General features: G+C 72.1%; 23 protein-coding genes. 5 read left to right on the top strand and 18 right to left on the bottom strand.

What is annotated here, in order from left to right; genetic code table 11:
- Window positions 1–17 precede the first annotated feature (17 nt).
- The 6 genes from OP04_RS06250 to OP04_RS06225 all read right to left on the bottom strand — a co-directional run bounded on the left by OP04_RS06250 (window position 18) and on the right by OP04_RS06225 (window position 7,327).
- Window positions 18–3,131 (bottom strand): DUF4132 domain-containing protein, encoded by a 3,114-nt coding sequence (locus tag OP04_RS06250; protein WP_033338549.1) that lies wholly within the window; start codon window positions 3,129–3,131, stop codon window positions 18–20.
- A gap of 18 nt (window positions 3,132–3,149) precedes the next feature.
- Entirely contained in the window at window positions 3,150–3,893 is a 744-nt protein-coding gene (gene lepB, locus OP04_RS06245) for a signal peptidase I (protein ID WP_033338548.1), read from the bottom strand.
- Window positions 3,893–4,198, bottom strand: a complete 306-nt coding sequence (locus tag OP04_RS06240; RefSeq protein WP_033338547.1) for a PadR family transcriptional regulator — start codon at window positions 4,196–4,198, stop codon at window positions 3,893–3,895. The genes lepB and OP04_RS06240 overlap by 1 nt, the downstream gene beginning before the upstream one ends.
- A gap of 192 nt (window positions 4,199–4,390) precedes the next feature.
- A complete protein-coding gene (gene wsfD, locus OP04_RS06235; RefSeq protein WP_033338546.1) occupies window positions 4,391–5,956 on the bottom strand; it encodes a glycan biosynthesis hexose transferase WsfD in 1,566 nt (521 codons plus the stop codon).
- Window positions 5,953–6,693, bottom strand: a complete 741-nt coding sequence (locus OP04_RS06230; protein ID WP_085066262.1) for a septum formation family protein — start codon at window positions 6,691–6,693, stop codon at window positions 5,953–5,955. Before OP04_RS06230 ends, wsfD begins: the two co-directional genes overlap by 4 nt.
- A gap of 31 nt (window positions 6,694–6,724) precedes the next feature.
- Window positions 6,725–7,327 (bottom strand): mycothiol-dependent nitroreductase Rv2466c family protein, encoded by a 603-nt coding sequence (locus tag OP04_RS06225; RefSeq protein WP_033338544.1) that lies wholly within the window; start codon window positions 7,325–7,327, stop codon window positions 6,725–6,727.
- A 176-nt stretch (window positions 7,328–7,503) separates the two neighbouring features.
- Here OP04_RS06225 and OP04_RS06220 point away from each other — a divergent pair, with 176 nt between their 5' ends.
- Complete coding sequence (locus OP04_RS06220; RefSeq protein WP_157239353.1) at window positions 7,504–8,019, top strand: carboxypeptidase; 516 nt, start codon at window positions 7,504–7,506, stop codon at window positions 8,017–8,019.
- A gap of 46 nt (window positions 8,020–8,065) precedes the next feature.
- Here OP04_RS06220 and yiaA read toward each other — a convergent pair whose 3' ends face one another.
- The 5 genes from yiaA to OP04_RS06195 all read right to left on the bottom strand — a co-directional run bounded on the left by yiaA (window position 8,066) and on the right by OP04_RS06195 (window position 14,580).
- Window positions 8,066–8,515 carry an inner membrane protein YiaA gene (gene yiaA / locus OP04_RS06215; RefSeq protein WP_051797204.1) on the bottom strand — a complete coding sequence of 150 codons (450 nt, stop codon included), beginning with the start codon at window positions 8,513–8,515 and terminating at the stop codon, window positions 8,066–8,068.
- Between the two features lie 92 nt (window positions 8,516–8,607).
- Window positions 8,608–9,336 carry an endonuclease/exonuclease/phosphatase family protein gene (locus OP04_RS06210; protein ID WP_051797180.1) on the bottom strand — a complete coding sequence of 243 codons (729 nt, stop codon included), beginning with the start codon at window positions 9,334–9,336 and terminating at the stop codon, window positions 8,608–8,610.
- A gap of 111 nt (window positions 9,337–9,447) precedes the next feature.
- Window positions 9,448–12,705, bottom strand: coding sequence for a DUF4132 domain-containing protein (locus tag OP04_RS06205; protein ID WP_051797179.1), 3,258 nt, complete (start codon window positions 12,703–12,705; stop codon window positions 9,448–9,450).
- Window positions 12,706–12,767: 62 nt separating this feature from the next.
- Window positions 12,768–14,135: a M20/M25/M40 family metallo-hydrolase gene (locus OP04_RS06200; protein ID WP_033338543.1), complete on the bottom strand. Its 1,368-nt coding sequence runs from the start codon at window positions 14,133–14,135 to the stop codon at window positions 12,768–12,770.
- Between the two features lie 244 nt (window positions 14,136–14,379).
- A complete protein-coding gene (locus tag OP04_RS06195) occupies window positions 14,380–14,580 on the bottom strand; it encodes a DUF397 domain-containing protein (protein ID WP_408606705.1) in 201 nt (66 codons plus the stop codon).
- 96 nt (window positions 14,581–14,676) lie between these two features.
- Here OP04_RS06195 and OP04_RS06190 point away from each other — a divergent pair, with 96 nt between their 5' ends.
- The 3 genes from OP04_RS06190 to OP04_RS06180 are packed head-to-tail and all read left to right on the top strand — an operon-like array spanning window position 14,677 to window position 17,344.
- Window positions 14,677–15,534 carry an aldo/keto reductase gene (locus tag OP04_RS06190; protein ID WP_033338542.1) on the top strand — a complete coding sequence of 286 codons (858 nt, stop codon included), beginning with the start codon at window positions 14,677–14,679 and terminating at the stop codon, window positions 15,532–15,534.
- A gap of 9 nt (window positions 15,535–15,543) precedes the next feature.
- Window positions 15,544–16,368, top strand: coding sequence for a M55 family metallopeptidase (locus tag OP04_RS06185; RefSeq protein WP_033338541.1), 825 nt, complete (start codon window positions 15,544–15,546; stop codon window positions 16,366–16,368).
- 40 nt (window positions 16,369–16,408) lie between these two features.
- A complete protein-coding gene (locus tag OP04_RS06180) occupies window positions 16,409–17,344 on the top strand; it encodes an NAD-dependent epimerase/dehydratase family protein (protein ID WP_033338540.1) in 936 nt (311 codons plus the stop codon).
- On the opposite strand, the gene OP04_RS06175 is transcribed toward OP04_RS06180, so the two are convergent.
- Window positions 17,307–17,804 carry a GNAT family N-acetyltransferase gene (locus OP04_RS06175; protein ID WP_051797178.1) on the bottom strand — a complete coding sequence of 166 codons (498 nt, stop codon included), beginning with the start codon at window positions 17,802–17,804 and terminating at the stop codon, window positions 17,307–17,309. The two genes, OP04_RS06180 and OP04_RS06175, sit on opposite strands and share 38 nt — an antisense overlap.
- Window positions 17,805–17,949: 145 nt before the next feature.
- Entirely contained in the window at window positions 17,950–18,783 is an 834-nt protein-coding gene (locus tag OP04_RS06170; protein ID WP_033338539.1) for an SDR family NAD(P)-dependent oxidoreductase, read from the bottom strand.
- Window positions 18,784–18,872: 89 nt separating this feature from the next.
- On the opposite strand from OP04_RS06170, the gene OP04_RS06165 reads away from it, so the two are divergent.
- Window positions 18,873–19,511, top strand: a complete 639-nt coding sequence (locus OP04_RS06165) for a TetR/AcrR family transcriptional regulator (protein WP_033338538.1) — start codon at window positions 18,873–18,875, stop codon at window positions 19,509–19,511.
- Window positions 19,512–19,513: 2 nt separating this feature from the next.
- Here OP04_RS06165 and OP04_RS06155 read toward each other — a convergent pair whose 3' ends face one another.
- From OP04_RS06155 to OP04_RS06135, 5 genes are all read right to left on the bottom strand, one after another.
- Window positions 19,514–20,425: a LysR family transcriptional regulator gene (locus tag OP04_RS06155; protein WP_051797177.1), complete on the bottom strand. Its 912-nt coding sequence runs from the start codon at window positions 20,423–20,425 to the stop codon at window positions 19,514–19,516.
- Between the two features lie 78 nt (window positions 20,426–20,503).
- Window positions 20,504–21,241: an FAD:protein FMN transferase gene (locus OP04_RS06150; RefSeq protein ID WP_232323496.1), complete on the bottom strand. Its 738-nt coding sequence runs from the start codon at window positions 21,239–21,241 to the stop codon at window positions 20,504–20,506.
- A gap of 6 nt (window positions 21,242–21,247) precedes the next feature.
- Window positions 21,248–21,760 carry an FMN-binding protein gene (locus OP04_RS06145; protein ID WP_033338537.1) on the bottom strand — a complete coding sequence of 171 codons (513 nt, stop codon included), beginning with the start codon at window positions 21,758–21,760 and terminating at the stop codon, window positions 21,248–21,250.
- A gap of 64 nt (window positions 21,761–21,824) precedes the next feature.
- Window positions 21,825–23,558, bottom strand: a complete 1,734-nt coding sequence (locus tag OP04_RS06140; protein WP_232323495.1) for a ferredoxin reductase family protein — start codon at window positions 23,556–23,558, stop codon at window positions 21,825–21,827.
- 147 nt (window positions 23,559–23,705) lie between these two features.
- The gene (locus OP04_RS06135) at window positions 23,706–24,401 is read right to left on the bottom strand and encodes an SDR family NAD(P)-dependent oxidoreductase (RefSeq protein WP_033338536.1); all 696 of its coding nucleotides are present in this window, start codon (window positions 24,399–24,401) and stop codon (window positions 23,706–23,708) included.
- Window positions 24,402–24,418 lie beyond the last annotated feature (17 nt).

The following is a 24,418-nucleotide window of genomic DNA, read 5'->3' as shown; positions in this document are numbered from 1 at the left end:
GATCCGCGCGTAAGGATTCAGTCGAGCACGCGCAGGTCGTGGATCAGCTCGGAGAGCGCGACCGGCGGGAGGCCCGTGGCGTCGAACTCGACGGTGCCGACGGTCTGCTCCGGGGCGGAGTCGACCGTGTCGGAGGCGTGCCAGCCCGGCGTGGTGTGCAGCACGGCCCAGCCGCCACCGGGCAGCGACTTCGCCATCTGCACCATGGAGGCGTCGTACCACCGCGTCCACCCGTGACGCTCGAGCCCGCGCAGCACGGCATAGCTCGTGGGCCGGCCCGCGAAACGGTCCAGTGTGGAGCGATCGGTGTAGTACGGCCGGTCGAGCTGCGGGAACGGTTGCAGCAGCTCGTAATCGGCGAAGACCTCGGCCCACTCCCCCAGCGGCGCCTCGATCGGGTGCAGCACACCGACCACATCGGACGGTTCCAGCGTCAGCGGCTTGTCGTCCACGGTGGCCGGTGAGCCGTCCTCGGCCACCCGCGCGGTCGCCCGGAGCACGCCGTCCGTGAACACGCCCCAGACCAGGCGCTGGGCCAGGTGCGTCATCCACGGGTGCGCCGCGAACCGGTCCAGGAAGATCGGCGCGGGGATGCGGCGGGACGTGCACATCGCCCGCTCCAGCCGGGTGACGTGCAGCGACGCGGACGCGCGGGCGGCCTTGCGGAGCGCGGCGAGCCGGTCCTTCGCGGCCTTGTGGCGTGCCTTGTCCTCACCCCGCCCGGCGCGCGGCAGCTCCGCGTGGACCCGGCCGGACGCGTCGCGGACCACCGGCAGCATCCGGTGGTCGAACGCGATCCGGTAGACGCCCGCGTCCGTCTCCACGGTCTCCGCGCCGGACAGGTCGAGCGTGGGGACGAGCCGGTCGGCCAGCTCGTCCGTGGTCAGGCCGCGCAGCGCCGCGATCTCCTCGATGTGCCCGCGCGCCACGTTCGCGAACGCGGGGAACCGGGACCGCTCCGCCAGCAGGTTCAGCTCGATCAGCGCGGCGTCCGTGCCGCGGTGCCGGATCGCGTCCAGCGCGGTCTGCGCGCGGGCGCTCGCGGCGGTGCCGGCCCACTGCCGGGCCAGGCCCGCGAGGCGGCGGGCGCCGGCGTCGTCGCCGAGCAGGCCGACCGCGTGCAGGCACCACGCCTCGGACGGCGGTGTGCCGGCCTCCAGCCAGCGGTCCAGCAGCGCGTTCGTGAGCGCGGCACGGTCCTCGACGGACATGGTCGTGCGGGCCGCGAGCACGCCCGGGTGCACCTGATCGGCGTCGCAGGACGCGAGTCGTACCAGCAGCGTCGCATCCGCGCCGGGCAACGGCGGCTTCGTCAGGTAGGCGGGGACCTTCGGCTGCTTGGCCTTGGGCGCGGTCAGCGGGTCCTGGTCCAGGAACGCGGCGAGTTCTGCGCTGTGGGACAGCAGCAGCGCCCGGTGTCCCTGAGCGTCGAGCCAGCGCAGCGCGCGACCGACCGACGGCTCGGCCGGGTTCGCCGTCCACTCCGCGACCATGCCCGCGGCGGCCTGACGCGGGTGGCGCAGCAGCCAGGACCGGGCGAGCCTGCGGTGACGTTTGCCGGCGAACGCGCGCGCGACCGGCCCGGCCAGCGCGGTGTGCCCGATCGGCTGCGCCGCCTGCAGCGCGGCCTCGGTCGCGTCCCGGTCGTCGAACGCGGCCAGCAGCGCGGGCAGGTGACTCACGCCGTGCCGGACCAGGATCGGCGGCAGTGCCCACCGTACCCAGTAGGAATGCTGTGCGAAGCCGAGCGCCATCAGGCGTTCGTGCGTCCAGCGCGGCGCCAGCACGAGCGCGGGGAGCGGCGTGGGGATCGCCCAGTGCTCGTGATGCTCCAGCCACGCGGTGACGGCCACGGTGTCACAGCGCCCGATCGCCACGCCGTCCCACTGCGCCGCGTCCTCGTAGACGCTCATGCCCTCGGCCGCGGCCCGCTCGTGCTCGCGCCAGTCCGTCTCCGGCTCCACCGGCGTCAACGGCTTACGCTGCACCGGATGCGCCGCCTGCGGCGGCTGATAGGCAAAAGGCGTTCCCGGGGGTACGGGTGTGAGGTACTCCGGATCCTCCACGGGCACGCACCGCGCGTCCGCCCACGGCGCCTTCTCGCGGCGCAGCTCGGCCAGGCGCGCGCGGGCGTCGTCGTGGTCGACGTGCGCGAGCAGGCTCACCCAGACCGAGTTGTAGTGCGCGTGGTCCTGGAACGGGTAGCCCGGCGCCATCCGGCTCAGGATCTCGCCGGCCCGCGCGCCGTCCGCCAGGTCCAGCAGGCTCGCCAGGTAGATCCGCCCGCCGGACGTGCCGAAGAACTCGTGCCGCACCCGCGGGTTCGCGTGCAGGAACCGCTCCACGGTCTCCGCGTCGCCGGCGGCGATCCCGGACGCGTGCACGTTGAAGTTGCCGAACTCGCCGAGGTGCCGCATCGCGTCCTCGTGCGCCCGCCGCTCCGCCTCGCCGCTGCTTCTCGTCAACGGGATCACGAAGGAGACGGCCCAGGACAGGTCGGCCAGGCGGCTGCCGTCGAGCGCGGCGGCCTGCCGGTCGCGGGCGTCGAGCAGCGCGTCCCGGGCCGCCGCGTAGGTGGCGTCGTCCGCGAGCACGAACAGCTGCCGGAGCCGGGCGAAGACGCCGACGCCGACGTAGGGCAGGTCGCTGTCGACGCCGCCGACGATGCGCCGGGCCGCCTCGGGCAGGCCGTGCGCGGCGGTCAGGAAGTCGGCCAGCCAGTCCTCGCCGGGCTCGGCCGCGCCGTACCAGGCGAACCGGTCCCGGACCGCCCGGACGAGCGCGTGGTCGTCGGCTTCGGTGGTGACGCGGGCCCGCGGGTCGAGCAGGCGCTCACCGACGCGCCGGTCCTGCGCACCGGTCGAGGTGACGTAGCCCCACACCCGGGACGGGTCGGACTTGTGGCTGACGACCAGGCGGTCCGTGGACCAGACGTGCTCGCGCAGACCGGCCCAGGCCTCGTCCAGCGAGGCGAGCGGGCGCGGGTCGATCTCGATGCCGCCCCGGCGCGGGTGCAGCACGTCGCGCAGCCACCGGGTGACGTGGACGCCGTCCCGCGCCTCGTCGTCGCGCGGCGCGGGGGTCCACGGCTGCGGGGCGGGCGAGGGCGCGGGGGCGTTCCACGAGATCACCGCGTCACATTAGGGCCACTACCTGCTCAGGGGCCAGACCGTGCCGAGCACTCTGGCCTGAACGGCGGACAGATCCACCGGTCCGTTCGACCGGGAGTCGAGCGAGACGAGGCGATGGTCGCCGACCAGGTAGAGCTGGTCCGGTGGCACGGTGACGGTCGGGCAGTCCGCGATCCCGTTCACCACCACGTACGGGACCGGGCCTATCGCTTCCGCTTCCGGTCCCTCCTCGCCGTTGCCTGCCAGGTAGGGCTCGTCGATCGGGACGCCGTTGCGGATCATCCGGCCGTCCTGGCAGCCGATCGCGTCGCCGGGCAGGCCGATCACGCGCTTGACCGTGCTGTTGCCGTTCTCCGGCATGGCGTAGACGACTATGTCGTCATATTTCAGCCCGGAAAGCCGGAACGCGGCCTTGTCCATCAGGTAGCGGTCCGCGATCAGCATCGTCGGCTCCATCGCACCGCTGGCCATCACGCCGACCGTCATCACCCACTGGTTGACGGCCAGGCCCGCGACCAGGCCGATCACCAGCGTCCGCACGGCGCGACGGCGGATCCGCACCGGGCGGGGCAGCTCCCGGCCGCGGCGCTCGCGCCACACCGTGCGCAGACCGCCCGCGGCCCAGCGGACGGCCTCCCAGGTGCCGGTCGTCTCGCCGAACTCCGCGAGCACGGCCTCGCCCCACTCGCCGCCGTGCTCCTTGCGGCCGCGTACCGCCATGGTCAAGGTCTTCGCCGCGAGGCGGCGGATCAGCGGGTCCATCAGGCGGTCCTCGGCTTCAGCACCGGTGCCGTCGACGTGGTGCGCAGGCGCTGCTCGGCCAGGGCGGCGCCGTCCGCGGTCAGGCGGTAGGTGTGGCGCGGTGGCCTGCCCGGTTCGTCCGACGGCTCCCATCTCGTCTCGAGCAGCTTCTGGTCGGACAGGCGCATCAGGATCGGGTAGAGCGTGCCGGAGGCCAGGTTGGTCTCCTTGCTCAGCTCGTAGCCGTAGCGCCACTGCTGCGGGTCCGCGATCAACGCGCTGAGCAGCCGTAACGTCTGGGGCGAGGAGTGCGGGAGTCTCGGCATGGTTCGAAAGTCTACATAACTCGACTTTCGGGTCGGTCAGTCCCGCGTGCGTGTGTTCCTTTCCGCAGGTCCTGACCCATGCTAGGCAGGGCCGGGGTGCGGAGACTTCTCGAATCCTGACCGACGTCCGGGCGGGGTCCGGCCGGCGGGGATGGCATCGGGTGAGAGGGCTTGCGGGCGCGGGACGAGGGGCTATGTGCGGAGGTCGCGGCCGTAGTTGTGGCCGAAGGCGCGGGCGTAGGTGAGGTCGGGGTCGCGTTCGACGGGCTCGCGGAAGGTGGCCAGGGCGGCGCCGGTGACCACGAACAGGATCAGGCACAGCAGGTTGGCGAAGACCATATGTTTTAGCAGGTCGGAGGCGCCCTCGGTGAGCATGACGGCCCAGAACTGGGCGATGACGGCGGAGGCCAGGAACAGGCCGGTGCCGCCGGCGGCGCGGCGACGGCGATCGGCGGAGACGGCGCCGAAGGCGCAGATGGCGGCGCAGGCGAGGACGGCGGCGACGAGCAGCGCGGCGGCCTTGCCGAACGTGTTCTTCCAGAGGATCTGGATCACGCAGACGCGGCATTCGGTCGCCTCGGGACCGCGACCGGCGGACTCGGGGTAGGAGAAGACGTAGATGGCACGCAGTTTGCCCATGCCGTCCAGGCCGCGGCCGAGCATGCCGAACAGACGAGAAGGATCCGCGGCGTAGACGCCGAGGCGGTCGGCCAGCCCGGCGTGCGCGGAGAACGTGTAGAACTCGGGGTCGTAGGCGGCGCTGCCGGTCGCGTTGACCGGGAGGCCGGCGGAGGAGGTCCAGCGTTCCGGCAAGCCGAGTCTGCGCAGGTCGGCGGCGGCGTCGGGGCTGTTCGGGAGCATCTCGACGAAGACGGCGGTGTAGTCGTTCTGGACCGTGAAACGTTCCGGCTGGGCGCCGAGGTAGGTGGCGGTGCCGGCGCACAGCGCGATCGAGACGACGAGCCGCCCGATGACGGGAGGACCACGGACCAGGAGCAGCAGGGGTACGACGGAAGCCAGCAACGACACGGTCTGCGTCTTCGCCCCGATCGTGAACGCGGCGGCGCCGGCCACCAGCAGCAGTCCCCACCAGCGCGGATGCCGTAGGTAGAGCAGTACGCCCGCGACCAGCGCCAGCAGGCCCACGAAACCGGCGGGCTCACTGTAGGCGGAGATCAGGTAGCCGGCGAACGTACCGTCCGCCATGATCAGCGTCAGTGCGCCCGCGACCACGGACCGGCCCACGGTGCGGAGCGGGACCGCCATCGCCACGGCGGCGATCGCCAGGCCGGTCAGCAGCGCGCAGATCACGCCGAGCACGCGCAGGTCCAGGCCGTCGGTGGCGGTGAGCGCGTGGGTGAGCCACTTCGCCGGCCAGGCGAGCCAGAGCTGGGTGGAGTGGTACGGCTCGCCGGTTCCGGTCGCGCCGCAGTCCTCGCCGTACCAGGTGTGGTCGTACCAGATGAGGTAGAGGTAGTCGGTTGTCGAGCTGTTGTAGGGGTTGCCCTGGCGCAGGCCGAGGCTGCACAGCAGGCGGTTGCCGTCGCCCTGGTCGCTGAGGCCGATCGGCCCGCCCGCGAACAGCCGGGCCAGCAGCACGGTGGTCGCGGCGGCGGCCAGCCCGGCGAAGACGAGCCCGGCGGGCCTGCGGCGGGGTTCCCGCGTCCGGTGGTGCAGCGTGGGCGGCCGGGCGTCGATATACATCGACTCGCCGCGGTGGCCCGCGTGCCGGCCGGTCGTGGTGAAGTGGTCGCTCATCGGGCCACCAGCCCGGTGCGTACCGTGCCGGTGGTCTGTTCTTGACCTGTCACCCAGCACTCGGCGGTGCCGTCGTTCAGGACCACGCGCGACGGTTTCGCGGCGCCGGCATACGTCAGCGCGGCGGCCTGGCAGCGGGCGGTGCGGTCCGCGTCCGCGCCGGAGGCGTCCACGTCGCCGGCGCGTTCCGCGTCGTGCGGCTGGTCGCAGGTGACCACGGTGGTGCCGGATCGGCACATCCGCAGCCGCGCCGAGTCCGTGTACTTCAGCGCATCTTTGAGCGGCAGGGTTGCCCGTGGCGGTCTCGACGTGCCCACTGCAAGATCACACAACACGGTACGGACGCCGGCCGCCCACTCCGCCCGGGTGGGGAACTTGACGAAGACCTCGATGCCCCAGGTCGAATCCAGCGCGGTGGCACCGAGGTAGGGGCGGATCGGGTCGTAGGAGCAGGCCGCGTCCGTGACGCCGGCGAGAATCTCCGGGCCGGGGCGCTCCGGGCCGAGCGTGCTGACCACCTCCGGCAGCGTGCCGCTCCCGTAGGTCTCCAGCGTGTGCGGCGCGGTGCAGGGGACGGCCGGCGCGCTGTCGCTGAAGCCGGCCATCTCCTCCGCGAGCGTCTTGTCCTTGCACATGCCCACCGGGACGTCGACGGTCGCCAGCGCGTACTGCGGCGGCGACGCGCACCCGGCCAGCACGGCGAGCACGGCGAGTCCGGTCAGCAACCGACGCCACATGCACGCCCGATCGGCACGTTCCGGACGGACCTTAGCTGAAGTCGAGTTCCCCGCTACGGGTGCGCTTGAGCTCGAAGAAGTTCGGGAAGCCGGCCAGCGCGACCGCGCCGTCGAAGATCTTCAGGGCGTCCTCGCCGCGCGGGATGCTGTTGAGGACCGGGCCGAAGAACGCGGCGCCGTCGATGTGGATCGTCGGGGTGCCGACGTCGTTGCCGACCGGGTCCATGCCCTCGTGGTGGCTCTTGCGCAGCGCCGCGTCCCACTGGTCGCTGGTGCGCGCCTCGATCAGCGACGCGGGCAGGCCGACCTCGGCGAGCGCCTCCGGGATGACCGTGTCCAGGTCCTTCTTGCGGCCCTGGTTGTGGATGCGGGTGCCGAGCGCGGTGTAGAGCGGGCCGAGCACCGCGTCGCCGTGCTGCTGCCAGGCGGCGGTGACGACGCGTACCGTACCCAGGGAGCGGTTGGTGGTCTGGCGGTAACTGTCGCTGATGTCGCGGTCCTCGTTCAGCACGAACAGGCTCATCACGTGCCAGCGCAGGTCGATCTCGCGGTGCTTCTGGACCTCGAGAATCCACCGGGACGTGATCCAGGCGAACGGGCAGGCCGGGTCGAAGTAAAAATCTACGGTGGTCACCCGCGCAGACTATGACGGGCTACCGATCATCGGCGATAGGAACAGTTGGTTTACCGCACTGTTCACACTCCGAGCCCGTCGGGAATGATCTCCTCCCACCGGGAGTTGCACGCCCTCCTCGGCGCATCGCTCCGCACTCCGTTCAAGAACGCCTGGCCCGGTCCAGCGGTGATCCAGTGGCGTTCCAGTGGGGGTTGGGACGGTGGCTCGGGTCCGGCGTGTTCGGGACGACGCTGCCGCCCTTCAACCGCGCCGCGTTCATCCGGGACGAGCCGGGGATCACGCTGTTCAACGCGCACGTCAGCGGCCACGTCGATCCGGCGTCGACCGCGCGGCAGAACATCGTCGACGCCGCGGCCGGGCTGCCCGCGAAGACCAGCGACAACAGCCACGTCGGTACGACGAACGTGACGCTGGACGCGAACATGCTGCGCGCCATCCTCGAGATCAACCTGGTGAACGGCTACACGTTCCGGGTGACCACGATCGCGGGCGGGCGGCACAGCGCGACCTCCGCGCACTACACCGGCAAGGCGTTCGACATCGACACGATCAACAACGTCCGGGTCACCACCGCGAATCCGCTGAACCAGGCGTTCAAGAACGCGTGCACCGCGTACGGCGCGACGTATGTGCGCGGCCCCGGCGACGATGCCGACCACGCCACGCACATCCACTGCGCCTGGCCCTGATCGAACGGCCTGCGCCCCGGCCGATGAGACCCGGGGCGCAGGGCGGTCAGACGTGGGTCTGCGGGTAGTACGGCTCCTGCGGGACGGCGTAGGTGGGCGGGGTGTTGCGGGCGGCGAGGGAGTCGCGGACGTTCTTCTGGACGGCGACGGCGGCGAAGAGCGTCATGCCGAACGCGAGGCCGTAGAAGCCCTTCTCGCTGAGCGTCATGCCGGCGTTCCACAGGCCCACCACCAGCATCACCACGCCCAGGCCCATCGCCAGCCACGACAGCCCCAGGTAGAACACGGACACCGGGATGCCCTCGGCGCGGTCGCGGACCGACTTCTGCACGGAGACGGCGGCGAAGACGCCGAGGATGAGGACGGCGGCGTAGAAGCCCTTCTCACTGCGGACCATGCCGGAGTTCCACAGGCCGACCGCGAAGCAGACGATGCCGAGCAGCAGCGCCGCCCAGGACGCGCCGATGAACGCGGGAGTGGGCTTGGCAGTGTTCATGGCGGCGTCTCCGTGGGGGAAGGTGGCCGGCCCCGTGCCGGCGCTGCACACAGCCTCTACGAATCAGCAGCTCAGGCCATGAGTAGCGCTACTCAAACCCGGACGTCGGCCGCCACGCCGTAATGGTCGGACAGGAACCTCGACCGCCCGTCCGCCAGACTTACCGCGTCCTGGAGGACCAGATCCGCAGTCGCCGCGAGACCGGGCGAAGCCAGCACGTGATCGAACGCGGGCGGCGACGGGAACTGCGCGGTCGGCCGGTAGGTCGGCCGGGTGTCGCCGGCCAGCACGTCGCGTAGCCCGGTCGCGGCCAGGAAGTCCTGGAGCACGGGCTTGTTCCGCGGCACGTTCAGGTCCCCGACGACCACCGTGGGACGCGACGGGTCAAGACGCGCCGCCAGGAACTCCAGCTCCGCACGCTCCAGCCGGGTGTAGCGGTTGCCGTCCGACCAGTCGTCGTCCCGGTTCGCGGACAGGTGCGTGTTCACCACGACCAGACCGCCGATCGTCGCGCTCTGGAAACCCTTGCGCATCAACCACTCCCCGCGCGGATGCCCGGAGGTCGGATACCGCGTGAACCGGCCCTCCACAATGGGCAGCCGGGACAGCAGCACCAGGCCGCCCCGCAGCAGCGGCCCGCCGGTATACGCGTGATGACGGAAGCTCGGCGTGGCCCGCCGCAGCAGCGCGGCACCGCGCCGGAGCATGACCTCCTGCAGGCACACCACGTCGTGATCCGACGCCTCCAGCAGCGCGCCGAGCGCGCCGAGCCGCGCCCGGACCTCCCCCTTGAACAGCGTGTTGAAGGTCAGGATTCGCATCGCCGCAGCGTACCCCCGAAGATCAAGATCTTTGATTTTCCCGCTTCCGCCGTGGTCCGGCCCGCATGCTCCCGCGGGCTCACCGTTCGCGGTGGTCCGGCCCGCGAAAACCTATCCGCGCAGTGCAGAAAGCTCCCGGGCTACCTCCGACGCGGTGATCGGGTCGAGGCCGGCGAGCGGGACCAGCCGGGACGCGTCGAGCCCGCCGGTGCGGCGCGCGACGATCTCGATCCGGCCGAGGCACTGCGTCTCCGCGCCGCCGTAGGGGGCCAGGCCCGGATCCAGCTCCACCGTGACCGTGTGCGCGCCGATGGTCCGGACGATGCGGCGCACGATGCCGCGGTCCTCGGCCCGGTCCCGCGTCCAGCCCTTGCGTTCCAGGCCGAGGATCCGCACGGTGAGCACCTCGCGGCCCTCGACCGCCCCCGGCCCCAGCGTGTGGATCTCGCGGTCGAGCTGCGGGAACGGCTGCCCGATCTCGTAGTCGGCGAACACCCCGGCCCACGGTTCGCGCAGCTCCAGCGGGTGCGGGAGCCCGATCACGGCGTCGTCCCGGATCGTGGTCGGCCCGTCGTGCACGTCGGCCAGGCTCAGATCCTCGGCCACCCGGAAGCCGCGCGTGAGCGCACCGTCCACATAGACCGCCCAGACGAGCCGCCGGGCCACGTGGCGCAGCAGCGGGTGCACGATGAAAAGATCCCGGAACTCCGCGCCGGTCCAGCGACGGCCGGTGATCATCGCGTTCTCCAGGCGGCGCAGCTGCTCGGCGGCGAGCGTGCGGGCCGCCTTCTTCAGCGCGGTGAACCGGGCGTCGGCGAGCGTCTTGCGAGCCTTGCCGCTCTCGTCGCGCACGAACGGCTGAAGCTTCTCGTCGAAGCCGACCGTGTACCGGTCCAGCCGCATCGTGCCGTCCGCGTCCAGACCCAGGTCCGGGACCAGCCGGTCGGCCAGCCGCTCGGAGTCCAGGCCCATCGCGGCGGCCAGCTCCGCCAGGTCCGAGGCCGCGCGTTCCCGCAGCGCCTTGTACTTCACGGTGGTGGCGATCCGGTGCAGCTCGGCCAGCGCCACGTCGGTGCCGAACTCGGCCAGCACGGTCAGGCCGGTCACCGCGCGCGCGTGCCCGCTGCTGCCGGGCCACACCCGGATCAGCGGTGCCAGGCGGCGCACGGTGTCGCCGTCGCCGCAGATCGGCAGCGTGGTGAGCGGCCAGTCCTCCCGGCCGGGCGCGCCCGCGCCCAGCCACTTCTGGAACAGCGCCCAGGAGAACGCGGCCAGGTCGTCCGGGTCCAGCAGGTCCCGCACGACCGCCACGCGCGGGTGCGGCAGCTGCGCGGGCGTGTTGATGCTGCCGGGCCGCCGTTCCAGCGCCAGAATCGTGAGCAGGTGCCGGACCGAGGCGAGCGGCAGCGCGCCGGACCGGTCCCGGAGCCGGACGCGCGGCAGCGACTCCGGATCCGTCCACCGGGGCAGGCTCGGGACGTGCGCCGGGAGCACCGTGAGCGGGTCCGTGCCGAGCAGCGCGACGATCGCGGCCTCCACGCCGGACTCCCGCGCGGTCTCGATGATCACGTCCCGGTGGTCGGCGCTCTCCAGCGTCGTCAGCGCGCGCCAGGCACCGAGGCTGCCGTACCGGTGCTCGTGCAGCGCCTCCACGATCAGGTCACGGGCCGCGGCTTGCGGGTGCCGGTTCAGCCAGCGCCGGCCCAGCGCACGGAACTCGGGGTCGCGGGCGCTGATCAGGCGTCGCATGACCCGGGTCGTCTCCGGGCCGGTGAACGGGAGCAGCGCCGCGGCCGTCGCCGGGTTGCGGGTGACGAGCGCGGTGGCGGGCCGGATCGCGTCCGTGCCGTACCGGGCCAGCAGCGACCGCAGCCAGACCTCCGCGCCCTCCGCACCCCGCGCGTTCCAGCCCGGCAGCAGCGGCCGGACCAGCTCCTCCGGGCCGAGCACGAAGAACCGGGCGTCCTCGTCCTGGTGGCGGTACCGGCCGCTGGACTCGGTGATCCGCGTGGCCATCGCGGCGAAGTCCAGATCCGCCCCGGGCACCGTGAACGAGGCCGCGAACTCCTCCCGCTCACCGGGCCGCCAGAACACCTCGGCCGGCGCCGTGTTCTCCAGGCCGGGCACGGTCACCGGGCGGGCCGCCCGGTCCGGCGCGCTCCACGGTGGACTGACGAGAATCGGGGGCAGGCGGTGCGCGGGCGCATCCGGGATCGTGTTCAGCAGCGCGTCGACGCGCAGCCGGGCCTCGGCGAGCAGGTCCATGCCGGCCAGCTCCGGATGGCGGGCGAGGTGGCCGCGCAGCAGGTCCGTGGCGATCGGGCTGCCGGACTCCGCGGCCAGGCGCAGCGCGCGGCGCGGGAAGCGTTCGGCCGTGGTGAGCAGCGTGGGGCGCACGGTCTTGCGGAGCCCGGCGTCGAGCAGCGCGGTGAACGTCTCGTCCGCGGGCATCCAGGACATCGCCGCGAGCAGCCGTCGCTCCCGATCGGCCGGGTGCCGCCACCGGTAGGACTCCAGCCAGCCGGCCAGGACCGGCGCGATGGCCACGCCGACCCCTTCGATCATGGTCGGCAGCAGCGGGGACAGGTCGATCGAGGTGCGGTCCAGCGTCGGGGCGATCGCCTCGACCTGCTCCGGCCGGCTCACCGAGGCCAGCACGATCACGGCGCTCCCGATCGGCGCCGCCGCCAGCGCGGCCACGTCCCGCTCCACCCAGTCCGCACGCGCCGGCATCAGGAACGTGGCCACGAGATCCCGCATCACCGGACCGGTCCCGCGGCCGGCCGCGAGCAGCGCCTCCGTCTCCGCATGGTCCGCGTCCGGCGCGACCGCGAGCCGGTTGCGCACCCTGGCCGTGAACGGCATGTCCGGGGCATCGGCCCAGTCCTGGAAGATCGAGCCGTCGTCGCCGGTCAGCGGCCGGATCCCGGCGGCCGCGCTCAGCCCCGCCAGCTCGACCGCCACCTGCGCCGCGAACGGCAGCCCCCGCCGCGCCGCCCAGTGGTCGGCGGCGTCGCCGAGCCGCGGGTCCGCCTGCCAGCCGTGCAGGGCCCGTGCCACGCCCGCGACCAGCGCCGCGACCACGAGCGGGCCGGCGTCGTCCGGTGCGTCGATCGCGACCAGCGCCCGCTCGCCGAGCGCGGTGTCCGCGCCCTCGCCGATCAGGCGTCTCTCCAGCGTGGCCCGGTCGGCCGCGAGCATCCCGGCGAACGTCAGCGCGGCCCGATCCGGGTCCGGTGTGGCCGCGCGGCCCCGGGTGAACCATCCGCCGCGGCGCAGCAGGAGGGTGCGGCGCCAGGACTCCGGCGGGCGCAGGGAGTTCTCGGGCGTACCCTCGATGCCGTTCGTGCTCTTGATCTTTGACACCACGTGCGGTCGCTCCCCGTCAGCCGATCACGATCGGTGCCGACTGTAACGGGCCGAGCCGGTCTTCAGGGCCGGCGGGCGGTGGCGTAGCAGGCGGCGCCGATCAACTCCATCGAGACCTGGAGGCGCTCCAGGCTGATGTTGCGGGCGATCGTGTCCAGCGGGCTGTGGTAGGGCGGTTCCAGGTGCCACGGGCCGTCCTCACCGCGCCAGGAGAAGTTCGCCGCCGCGATTCCCGCCTCCTGGAACGACTGGTGGTCGCTGGAGCCGCGCGCGGTCACCGGCGAGATCCGGGGCGCGTACCCGAGGCGCTGCGCCGCCGCGGCGACCTCGTCCGTGGCCCGGTTCGGCTCACCGTCCAGCGACAGCAGCCAGTACCGGGTGGCCGGCGCGGAGCTGGTCGCGACCATGTCATTCTGAAAAACCGCGACGATCCGTTCCCGCTCCGCCTGCGGCAACTGCTCCACGTAGTGCCGCGAGCCGATCAGGCCCTCCTCCTCCGCACCCCAGAGCGCGAACCGCAGCGTCGCGTCGACCGGCAGGTGCCGCAGCACGCGCGCCAGCTCCAGCGTGAGCACGGTGCCGGAGCCGTCGTCGTTCGCGCCCGGCGCGCCGAGCACGGTGTCGTAGTGCGCGCTGACCATGACCACCGGGCCAAGATTCTCGGCGGGGCGCTCGGCGATCACGTTGTGCGAGGTCAGGCCGCGGTGCCAGGCCGTGCTGACGATCAGCTCAGGCAGCGCACCGGCCGCCAGCAGCTCGCGCAGCGCATACTTCTGCGACTGCCCGGTGCCCACCACCGGAATCGGCAGCGTCTCCTCCAGCCACGGCCCGTACGCCGGGGACTGCGTCCCGTCGAGGTGATCCTTCCCCAGGAACACCACCGCGACCGCACCGCCCGCGATCGCCGCGCGAACCGCAACGGTCGGGTCGTCCAGCCACGACTGATCGATCAGCACGACCCTGCCGGCAACATCCTTGGAGAAGTCCCCCTCGCCGACGTCCACCACCCCACCGCGGGCCGAGACGTCCAGCCCCGCCTGCCAGGACGCCCCGACCTGCCAGCCGACATCTGCAGGGAGGCCGCCCGGCGCGTGCAGAGTGCCGACACGCTGGTCCTGGACCGGGAACGACTGGTGGGTCACCCGGTAGCCGAGGCCGTCCAGCACGCCGGACAGGTAGTCGGCGGCCTGCCGCTCGCCCGGCGTCCCGGCGACGCGGGCACCGATGCCGTCGGCGAGCACGCGCAGGTGCTGGAGGGCGCGGTCGGCCTCGACCTGGCCGGCGATCTCGCGATCGTCCGGGGTCAGCGACGGGAGGCGCACCGAGCCGGGGCGGCGGTCACCGACCGCCCAGGCAGGCGCGGGAAGCGCCACGCCCGCGGCGCCTCCGGCGGCGAGCGTGAACAGCGTGCGGCGGCTGATCGGTGCCATGTCGTCCTCCCTGGCCGATGAAGCTCCACATCGGAGGAGGAAAGACTAGAAGCGAGGTTCGACGCAGGTCTATCGCCGGTGATATGTCGGACAGGCAGGCAACCTAATGCGCGCGAGAGCCCTCTACGGGGTTTCAGCATCCTTCATACGCCGCTCAGGCCCTCATGCCGGCCCCGGGCGCGCAGCAAGTGCCGCCCGGGGCAGCGCGCTCGGAGGGTGAGGTCTGGACCTCAACGGCAAGAACTCAGTGGTCGAGCGCGGTCCGCTTCGTCGCGCCCATGAACGCCGACCAGGCTGCGGTGCCGATTGTCAGCGTGCCGCCCTCGCGATCCTTTGAGTCGCGGACCGGAACGACACCGGGAACGTTCGTGGCCAGTTCGACGCAGTTGCCCTGAGAGTTGCTGCGGCTGGACGTCCGCCAGGCCGCGGCGGTCAAGTCGATCATGGCTGATACTCCTGTCCGAGGGTGGCGACCACGTGCGTGGCACCCTCCCAGTCTTTCCTGAAATCCGCACCCGGGAAAGCGTGGCAGGATGATCGGGTGACCTGGCAGCTGGGTGATCGGACGGTCGGCAGGGTGGGCTTCGGGTCGATGCGGATTACCCGGGATCCGGACACCGAGGCGGCGAAAGCACTGCTCAGGCAAGCCGTCGAGCTCGGGGTGGACCACATCGACACGGCGGCGTTCTACTTCTCGCCGGGCGGGGTGATCGGCGGCGGGAGCGGGCCGGTCCGATATGCCACGGAGCTGATCCGGGACGCGCTCTCGCCGTACCCCCGGAGTCTGCTTGTCGCCACCAAGGTCGGGCCCGGCATCGACGCGGACGGCCGGTGGGTGACGGCGGCGACTCCGCGGCACCTGCGCGCGCAGGTGGAGGAGAACCTGAGGCGGCTCGGCGTGGAGCGGCTGGACCTGGTGAATCTGCGGCTCACCGGGCTCGGGCGAGAGGAGTCGGCCGCGCAGTTCGCGGCGCTGGCGGCCATGCGTGACGAGGGGCTGATCGGTCAGCTCGGCCTGTCGAACGCGCGGATCGCGCACCTCGACGACGCGTCCGCGATCGCGCCGGTCGTCTGCGTGCAGAACAGTTACGCGCTGGATCTGCGGCGCAACGACGACATGCTGCGCGTCTGCGGGGAGCGGGGCATCGCGTTCGTGCCGTTCTTCGCGCTGGCCGGCCCCGGCCGGGAGTCAGGGGCGCAGATCCAGAGCGATCCCACGGTACGGAGGATCGCGCGCGATCATGGGGCCACGCCGCAGCAGATCCGTCTCGCGTGGACGCTGCACCAAGGGCCGCACGTGCTCGCCATCCCCGGCACCGGCAGCGACGTCCACCTGCGGGAGAACATGGCGGCGGCCGGGATCCGGCTCACCGCCGACGACCTCGCACAACTCGGGTAGGAGAGGGTCATGCGCATTCTGATCTCGGCCGACATGGAAGGCGTCTCCGGCGTCGTGCACACCACGGAGACGAATCCGGACAAGTATGACTACGCGCGTGGCCGCGCGCTGATGACCGCCGAGGTCAACGCCGTGATCGACGGCGTCCTGGAAGCACAGCCGGACGCGGACGTACTGGTCGCGGACGCGCACGGGCCGTTCCGGAACATCATTACCGAAGACCTTGACCGGAGGGTACGACTCGTCCGCGGCCGCCCCCGCCCGCTCGGCATGCTGGGCGGCCTCGACGAGAGCACGGACGCGGTGATGTTCGTCGGCTACCACGCGCGGGCGGGGGCCGGACCGGCCGTGCTGGCCCACACGATGAGCGACGGCGTGCTGTCCGCGCGGATGAACGGGCGGACGTTCGGCGAGATCGGCTTCAACGCGGCGATGGCCGGCCACCACGGCGCACCGGTCGCGCTGATCGCCGGCGACGACGCGGCCTGCGCCGAACTGGCCGAACTGTCGCCGGACACGGTCGCGGTGCCGGTCAAGGAGGCGCTCGGCCAGGCCGCGGCCGTCACCCTGCACCCGGCCGTGGCCCGCGAGCGGTTGCGCGCGGGCGCGATCGAGGCGACCCGGCGCGCGGCCGAGATCACGCCGTTCCGGATCTGGGGGCCGGTGACGCTGGAGATGGACGTCTGGGGTGCCACCGTCGATCTGGCGACGCTGGTCCCGGGCGTGGAGCGGCTGCCGGGCGGGCGGACGATCTCGTTCACGGCGCGGGACCTGCCGGAGGCGTACCGTGTGATGCTCCTGATCGTGACCTTGGGTCAGGTGCCGCACCGGTAGGACTTGACCTCAAGCGCTTGAGGGCTGGTGAGCTGGGTGCATGGAACACATGGAAACCCTGGTCACCGGCGGGTCCGGCTATCTCGCGACGCACCTGGTCGCGGCGCTGCTGCGCGAGGGCAAGGCGGTGCGGGCCACGGTCCGGTCGGCGGCCCGTGAGGCGGACGTGCGCGACGCGGTCCGGCGTGGCGGCGCGGACGACGCGCGACTCTCCGTGGTCGTCGCGGACCTGCTGCACGACGACGGGTGGGCCGCCGCGATGGACGGCGTCGCGGAGGTCCACCACGTCGCCTCGCCGATCCCCGCCGCGCAGCCGGACAACCCGGACGACCTGATCGTCCCGGCCCGCGAGGGCACGCTGCGGGTGCTGCGGGCCGCGCGCGACGCCGGCGTCCGCCGGACCGTGCTGACCTCGTCGTTCGCGGCGGTCGGCTACTCGCCCAAGCCGGTCCCGGACTTCACCGAGGACGACTGGACCGATCCGGACACGCCGGGCCTGGCGCCCTACCCGCGGTCGAAGACGATCGCGGAGCGGGCCGCGTGGGAGGTCGACGGCGTGGAGCTGGCCGTGGTCAATCCGACGTTCATGCTCGGGCCGGCGCTGACCACCACGGCCGGCTCGTCCTTGCAGCTCATCAAGGCCCTGCTCGACGGCACGATGCCGGTCGTGCCCCGGGCCCGGTTCGGCATCGTGGACGTGCGCGACGTCGCGGACCTGCATCTGCGCGTGATGGCCGCGCCCGAGGCCGCCGGGCGGCGATTCCTGGCCGTCAGCGACGACCCGGCGACCAGCTACGTGGACGTCGCGGCCGTGCTGGGCCGGCAGGTCACCGAGGCCCCCGGCGACGAGCCGCGGCGGCCGGTCATCCACAACGACCGGGCGAAGGCGCTCGGCTGGCGCCCCCGTGACGCGCGCACCACCATCCTGGACAGCGTGATCACACCGGCAGGTGCGCCCGGATCTCACCCTGCGTGACCGTGACGTCCGCGCCGAGACGCTGGAACATGCGCATCGCCCGCTCGTTGCGCGCGCCCGCATAGGCGACCAGCGTCCCGGCGCCGTCCCGGACCGCGAGCCGCGTCAGGTGGGCCACCAGCGCCGTGCCCACGCCGACCTCCTGCCACAGATCCTCGACCAGCACGGCCACCTCCCGCTCGCCCGGCTCGGCGGTGCGGGACAGCGTGGCGTACCCGATCGGATCGCCCATCGCCCACGGCGCGAACGCCAGCAGGCAGTGACCGCGCGCCGGATCCGTCAGCCGCTGCCACTCCCGCAGCGTCAGCCTGGTGCGGCTGGCCAGGTACCGCGCGCGTCGGGTCGCGGCCGAGCAGCGGGCATGCAACGCGTTCACGCCCTCAAGGTCGTCAAGTCCCGCGTCGCGCACCCTGATCTGGAATCCGGACCGGGTCGGCAGCGGGCCGGCGGTGATGGTCATGGCGATCATGGTGGTACGCGGGTGTTGACAGCCGCTTGAAGCCTGCGCCGCCGGGCAGATTGTCTCCGGAGTTCCCGCAGGGCTCACCGGCAGCGGTAGCGCAGGCCGAGCTGCGGCCCCGGACGCATCCGGGGCCGGAGAACGGTCAGCTCGGGCAGGGTGTGTCGAACGTGGACCGGCGCCAGGACTCGTAGTCGGCGTCGGGGAGGCGGCGGCTCGTGGCGGCGCCGAACGCGTCCTGACCGACGCGGAAGCGCAGCCGGCCCGTGGTGTCGGTGGCCGCCTCGAACACCGCGGCCGCGGCCTGGACCTCGGTGGCGACGTAGCCGGCCGGGATCTCCGCGTCGAACACGGCGATCCGCTGCTGGAGGTAGGACGCGTACTCCGGCGGGGTCTGGACCTTCGCGAAGCGCGTGTAGTTCTGGGCGACGAAGTTGGTGCTGGGTACGAAGCCGGGGACCACGATCTTCACGTCGACGTTGCGGGTGCGCAGCTCGTGGTCGACCGCCTCGGAGAAGCCGTCCAGCGCGCTCTTGGTCGCGGTGTAGACGGCCTGGAGCGACTGCGGGACGGTCGCGCTCGTGGACGTGACGTTGACGATCCGGCCCCCGCCCTGACGGTGGAAGTGGGGCAGCGCGGCGCGGATGACGCGCATCGGGCCGTACACGTTGGTCTCGAAGAGGTCTTCGACCACCGCCTGCGGGGTGCCCTCGAAGACGGCGAACAGGCCCGCGCCCGCGTTGTTGACCACGCAGTCGAGGCGGCCGAAGCGCTCCACGCCCGCGGCCACGGCCGCCTCGACGGACGCCTCGTCGCGCACGTCGAGCGCGTGGATCAGCAGGCGGCCGTCGGGGATGCCGTCCCAGGCGGACGGGTCGCGCAGCGTGGCCACGACGTTCCAGCCCTCGGCGAGGAACCGTTCGGCCGCGCGCCGGCCGATGCCGGACGAGCTTCCGGTGATGAGCACAGTCTGTGCCATGACGCGTACCTCCACAGCGTTAACTGTACGGCGTAAATTTACGCCGTACAGTTCAGCACCATAGACCCGCCCCCTGTACGGTGTAAAGTGTGAGTCCTCGCCCACCCGCCTCCGCGCGGCTCGACCGCGGCCAGATCCTGACCCTCGCGCTCGCGCTGTCCGACCGCGAGGGCCTCGACGCGCTCTCGCTCCGGAAGATCGCCGCGGAGCTGAACGTCACGCCGATGGCGCTCTACTGGCACTTCAAGGACAAGGAAGCGCTGCTCGACGCGCTGGTCGAGCACATGTTCACCGAGATCGACCCGCGCCTGGCGGAGAGCGGCGACCTGCGCTCGATCGTCGCCGCGGTGCTGGCCGTGCTGCGCGCGCACCCGTCGCTCGCCGGGATCACGCCGGTCCGGTTCATGCGCACGGACATCGGCCTCGAGATCGGCGAGCGCATCCTCGGGCTGCTGCGCGCGGCCGGCCACTCCGGCGTCGCCGCGGCGCAGTTCAGCTCCATCATGATCAACGCGGTCACCAGCCTGGTGCTCAACCGTCCCGGCGACGTCGAGGTCCACAACACCGCGATTCGCGAGAAGCTCGTTGCGGCGAAGCGCGCCCGGCTGAAGTCGCTGCCGCCGGAGACGTTTCCGCACCTGACCGAAACCGCGGACTACTTCCTGTACCTGCCGGACGAGGACGAGTACTACGAGCGCGGTCTCGCTTTCGTGCTGGCGTTCGCCTGAACCTAGCGGTTGGACAGTCCGGCCGCGGAGTCGTGCAGCAGGTGCAGGAACGTGTCGGTGAGCGGCGCCAGCCGGGTGTCCGCGAGCGTCACCGCGTACAGCGTGCGCTGCAGATCCGACGCCTCCAGCTCACGGTGCGTGATGCCGGCCGTGTTGGTCAGCGCGAGCCTCGGCACCAGCGTCACACCCGCGCCGGTGGCCACGAAGGCCTGGGCGACGTCGTAGGACGCGGCCTGGAACCGGATGTCCGGACGATAGCCGGCCGCGGCCGTGGCCCGATCGAAGTGCTCGCGCGCGTCCGCACCCGGCGAGATCGCCACCCACGGCTCCGCGTGCAGCTGCTCCAGGCCGATCGCGCTGTCCGTGGCCGCGAGCGGGTGCGACTCCGGCAGCACGACCACCAGCGGGTCCGTGATCAGCGGGTGCAGCGTGATGTGGTCCGACGCCTTCGGCGGCCCGTCCCAGGTGGCGATGACGGCGAGGTCCAGCTCGCCGTCGTCGACCATCGGCACGGCCTGGTCGGTGGTGAGGTCCACGACGGACAGGTCCGCGTCCGGGTGGTGGTGGCGCAGGCCGTGGAGCGCGGGCGGCAGCAGGTGCATGGCCGCGGTCTGGGACGCGCCGAGGCGCAGGCGCATCGACATCCTGCCCAGCAGCTCTTCCAGCCCGGCGGTGGCCTGGGCGGTGTGGCGGTCGATCTCGCTGCCGTGGCGGGCCAGCAAGTGGCCGGCCGCGGTCAGGGACTCACCGCGCGGACCGCGCCTGACCAGGGGAACGCCGCAGTCCCGCTCGGCGCGGGCGAGCTGCTGCGCGACCTCGGTCGGGGTGATCCGCAGTTCGCTCGCGGCGGCCGATGTGGAGCTGTGCCGGCTGATGAGGGACAGCAGGCGCAGTTGTCCGGGCTCCAGATGCATTGAGAAATCTTAGTCCGTCCATCGGATCTTCTTCACACCGCGTCACGGTTTTCCGCCCGCGAGATCCACCCAGCGTGATCAGGCGACGACCGGCAGGTCCGGTGTGGTGAAGGCCTGGCCGTCCTCGGTGACGGCGGCGGACTCGTACCCCTCGGCGGTCAGCTTCTCCAGATAGGACAGTGCCTCGGACTCCATCGCCAGCGCGGTCGTGGCATGGACGTCCGCGAGCGTGAGATCCGGGCCGACCACGGTCACCGAGCGCAGGAACGTCGCGGGCCGCCCGGTCCTCGGGTTGATGACGTGGCCGCCGCGCTCGTACGTGCCGGAGGTGGCCACCGCGCCGTCCGTCACCGCCAGCTTCCAGGCGACCTTGTCCGCCTGCCACGGGTGCCGGACGCCGACGCGCCACACCCGGTCGCCGCGCGCGCGGATGTCGCCGCCCGCGCCGATGTAGTGCGTGTGACAGCCCGCGGCCGCCAGCCTCGCGGAGGCGACCTCCACCGACCACCCCTTGACGTACCCGGAAGGATCGATCGTGCCGCCGGCGTAGGCGTCGAAGTAGCCGTCCGTGGCGCGCCACAGATCGGCGCACGCGCCGAGCACGTGCTGCAGATCCGGGTGGCTGTCGGCATAGGTCAGCTCGCCGCGGCGCAGGCGGCTGACCTCACTGTCCTCTTTGTACGTGCTGAAGCGCGCGTCGACCTCGTGCAGCCACCCGCACACGTCCGCCACCAGAGCGCGCAGCTCCTCGTCCGGACGGTCGTCGGCCAGCTCGATGCTGACCGCGGTGCCCATCACCTGCTCGACGTGGCGCATCCGAACTCAGACCTTCGCCTTGTCCAGCGCGGACTGCAGCGATTCGCGGTAGGAGCCGGTGGTGAACGTGGCGCCGGAGACCGCGTCGACGTCGTCGCCGTTCTCCGCCTTGAGCGCGGACGCGTTGAGCTTCTTGATCGCGGCCGGGTTGATCGTGGCGCTGTTGCCGGCCGTCGGGTAGGTCGCGTCCGCGGCCGTGATCTTGCCGCCCTTGACCGTGATCGTGACCTGGATCGTGCCGTAGGCGTTCTTCGCACCCGTGCCCTTGAACGTGCCGTCGGTCAGGCCGGTGTCCGATGCGGCGCCGCCGCCGTCGCCACCCTCGTCCTCGTCACCGGCCGGGGCGGCGCCGCCCTGGTCGGCCGGCGCGGCGTCGTCATCGGCCGGGGCGTCGGCGGGCGCATCGGCGGGGGCGTCCTCCGCCACCGGCACGATCTGCGTGGGCACGGTCATCCGGACGCCGGCGATCATCGCAACGCCGGTCAGGGTGCCGAGGACTGCTGCGGTACTGCGTCGCACCGGACGATCTCCTTAACGTCAAAAACAAGGTCATCAGGGGGTACGGGCGTGAGCTCCCGGAGGTTCAGAACTCGAACGGGTCGAGGTGAATCTGGCTCTTCGGGACCTCCAGCTGCCGCAGCGTGTCCACGGCCGCGTCGACCAGTCCGGGCGGCCCGCACAGGTAGACGTCACGCCGTGCCACGTCCGGCACCAGCTCCTGCATGCCGTCCGTGGTGAACAGCCGTCGCGGGCCGGGCTCGTTGCGCGAGCCGACCACGTAGAACACCTGCGCGCCGCGCTTGCGGGCCAGGTCCTCCAGCTCGTCGCGGAACACCACCTCGTCCTGGCGCCCGGCCCGGTAGATGACGATCGTCCCGGCCGGCATCTCCTCCAGCAGCGCGCGGATCGGCGCGATGCCGCTGCCGCCCGCGATGAGCAGCCCGCGCTTCTGGGTACGCCGCTCCGCCGTGAACGTGCCGTACGGCCCCTGCAGCCACACCCGTGTGCCGGGCTGCAGCTCCTTCAGGTTCTCCGTGTAGCGCCCGACCGCGGTGACGGTGAGGCGCAGCCACTGCGCGTTCGGCGCGGCGGAGAGCGAGAACGGGTGCGACTGCCACCACGCGCCGCCGGCCAGGAAGCGCCAGCGCATGAACTGGCCGCCCTGCGCGCCGAGCTTCTCCAGGCCGCGCCCGTCGACGTACACGGAGAAGCTGTTGCGGCCCTCGCTGACCACCTCGACGACCTCGAACCGGTGCCGGAGGTTCATCCAGAGCGGCTCGATGATCCGGCCCCAGACCACGGCGGAGATGACCAGCGCGGTCAGTCCGGGCCAGAAGTACGAGGCGAACTTCCCGCTGAGGTCCGCGCCGGTGGCGACCTGGTGGCCGTAGCCGAGCAGCAGGATCAGGTACGCGCTGAGGTGGATGCCGTGCCAGATCTCGTACGGCAGCAGCCGTCGCAGGCCACGGATCGAGATCAGGCTGATGAAGATCATGATGCCGGTGGCGGCCAGCGCCTCGATCATCTTCGGGAACGTGGTGATGATCGTGAGGGTCTGACTGACCACGTCCGTCTCGGCCGTCAGCGCGTAGCCGTAGACGATGAAGACGATGTGCGCGACCACGAACACGCACAGCGACGTGCCGAGCCAGCGGTGCCAGCGCAGCAGGTCGCGGGCGCCGACCCAGTCCTCCAGCCAGGAGGCGCGGCTCATCATCAGCAGCTGGATGAAGAGCAGGTAGCCGCCGATCAGGCCGGTGATCCGCCCGATCGCCAGCATCAGCGTCGGCAGGTCGTTGATCGCGCCCGGCTGCGTGTCGAAGATCCAGAGCGACACGCTGGCGCCCAGCCCGGACAGGAACAGCAGGACGGTGAAGAGCCGGTTGCCACTGAAGGGGTTGGCAGGCTCGTCACCGGGCGCGTCCACGGTCCGGGTGTCGTTGCGGTAGCGGCCGGCGGCGGGCGCGTCGTCGTAGCCGTCCTGCGGCTGACGGCGCCACGACTGGTCACCGCCGGACCGCTGGTCACCGCCGGACCGCTCCCGGCCGCGCACCTGCTGGTAGCCACCGGTCTGGTAGCCGCCGGCCTGCTGGTACGCGCCGGAGCCGGCCTCCCAGGCGGCAGCGGGCTGGTCGTACCGGCGGGCCTCGTACGCGCCGCGCTCGTCGTAGCCGCCACGCTCCTCGTAGCCCGCGCGGTCGTCGTAGCCGCCCCGGCCGCCGCGATCGTCGTTGTCGTTGCCGCGGGAGGATCGGCGTGCGCCGCCCCCGGTGTCGTCGTACCGTACCCATGAGGTCGTCGGCGGTCCCTGCGCCACTGTTCTCTCTACCCCCAACAGTCGTCCGCGCCCGCTTTTCAGGGGCCGTCTGCTGGAGGTACGCAGCCCGGGGCCGCTCCGATCAACAAGATCCAGAAAATCACCGGTGAGTGGTTGACTTAACCACTATTGGGCGATTTTCCCGTCTCACCAGATGATCTCCTCGTCCCGCGCGACAAACCGGCCCGACCGGTGACCCGGACCCTCCGTGGCCAGCGCCACGACCGCGTCCGTGCCCTCGGTGACGGTCTGGTGGCCGCTGTGCCCGTTCAGGTCCGTCGCGGTGTAGCCCGGGTCGGCCGCGTTGATCCGGATGCCGGGCAGCGCCTTCGCGTAGATCGCGGTCAGCATGGTCAGCGCCGCCTTGGACGCGGAGTAGACCGGCGTGATCGCGCCGGACTCCGGCCGGGCCGGGTCGTGCGTGGCCCCGAGATCACCCATCGCGCTGCTGACGTTGATGATCACCGGGTCCGCCGAGCGCTTGAGCAGCGGCAGGAACGCGGTGGAGACGCGCACCGCGCCGGCCACGTTGACGTCCAGCACGGCCAGCACCTGCGCGCCGGTCAGCGTGCTCGGGTCGCCGAACGGCCCGTGGATCCCGGCGTTGTTGATCAAGACGTCGAGCGCGCCCTCGTGCGCCTCGACGTCGGCCGCGGCCGCCCGGACCGACTCCTCGTCCGTGACGTCGATCCGGACGAACCGGGCACCGAGCGCCTCCGCGGCTGCGGTGCCGGCCTCCTGGTCACGGGCGCCGAGCAGCACGGTGTGTCCCGCCTCCACGAGCCGGCGGGCGGTCTCCCGGCCGAGGCCCTTGTTGGCCCCGGTGATGAACGTGATGGTCATGCCCCGAACACTCGCCC

The sequence above is a fragment of the Catenuloplanes japonicus genome (assembly GCF_000717135.1).
Classification (GTDB): Bacteria; Actinomycetota; Actinomycetes; order Mycobacteriales; family Micromonosporaceae; genus Catenuloplanes; species Catenuloplanes japonicus.
Note: the sequence above shows the minus strand (reverse complement) of the source record. Positions and strands in the feature narration are given on the sequence as shown.

What these genes read in the sequence shown, in the direction of transcription:
- wsfD (WP_033338546.1), bottom strand. Translation starts at nt 5,956, where the DNA reads ATGAGCGACCACTTCACCACGACCGGCCGGCACGCGGGCCACCGCGGC.
- OP04_RS06180 (WP_033338540.1), top strand. Translation starts at nt 16,409, where the DNA reads ATGGAACACATGGAAACCCTGGTCACCGGCGGGTCCGGCTATCTCGCG.
- OP04_RS06200 (WP_033338543.1), bottom strand. Translation starts at nt 14,135, where the DNA reads ATGGCACCGATCAGCCGCCGCACGCTGTTCACGCTCGCCGCCGGAGGC.
- OP04_RS06175 (WP_051797178.1), bottom strand. Translation starts at nt 17,804, where the DNA reads ATGACCATCACCGCCGGCCCGCTGCCGACCCGGTCCGGATTCCAGATC.
- OP04_RS06240 (WP_033338547.1), bottom strand. Translation starts at nt 4,198, where the DNA reads ATGCCGAGACTCCCGCACTCCTCGCCCCAGACGTTACGGCTGCTCAGC.
- OP04_RS06150 (WP_232323496.1), bottom strand. Translation starts at nt 21,241, where the DNA reads ATGCGCCACGTCGAGCAGGTGATGGGCACCGCGGTCAGCATCGAGCTG.
- OP04_RS06210 (WP_051797180.1), bottom strand. Translation starts at nt 9,336, where the DNA reads ATGCGAATCCTGACCTTCAACACGCTGTTCAAGGGGGAGGTCCGGGCG.
- yiaA (WP_051797204.1), bottom strand. Translation starts at nt 8,515, where the DNA reads ATGAACACTGCCAAGCCCACTCCCGCGTTCATCGGCGCGTCCTGGGCG.
- OP04_RS06185 (WP_033338541.1), top strand. Translation starts at nt 15,544, where the DNA reads ATGCGCATTCTGATCTCGGCCGACATGGAAGGCGTCTCCGGCGTCGTG.
- OP04_RS06195 (WP_408606705.1), bottom strand. Translation starts at nt 14,580, where the DNA reads ATGATCGACTTGACCGCCGCGGCCTGGCGGACGTCCAGCCGCAGCAAC.
- OP04_RS06170 (WP_033338539.1), bottom strand. Translation starts at nt 18,783, where the DNA reads ATGGCACAGACTGTGCTCATCACCGGAAGCTCGTCCGGCATCGGCCGG.
- lepB (WP_033338548.1), bottom strand. Translation starts at nt 3,893, where the DNA reads ATGGACCCGCTGATCCGCCGCCTCGCGGCGAAGACCTTGACCATGGCG.
- OP04_RS06230 (WP_085066262.1), bottom strand. Translation starts at nt 6,693, where the DNA reads ATGTGGCGTCGGTTGCTGACCGGACTCGCCGTGCTCGCCGTGCTGGCC.
- OP04_RS06135 (WP_033338536.1), bottom strand. Translation starts at nt 24,401, where the DNA reads ATGACCATCACGTTCATCACCGGGGCCAACAAGGGCCTCGGCCGGGAG.
- OP04_RS06155 (WP_051797177.1), bottom strand. Translation starts at nt 20,425, where the DNA reads ATGCATCTGGAGCCCGGACAACTGCGCCTGCTGTCCCTCATCAGCCGG.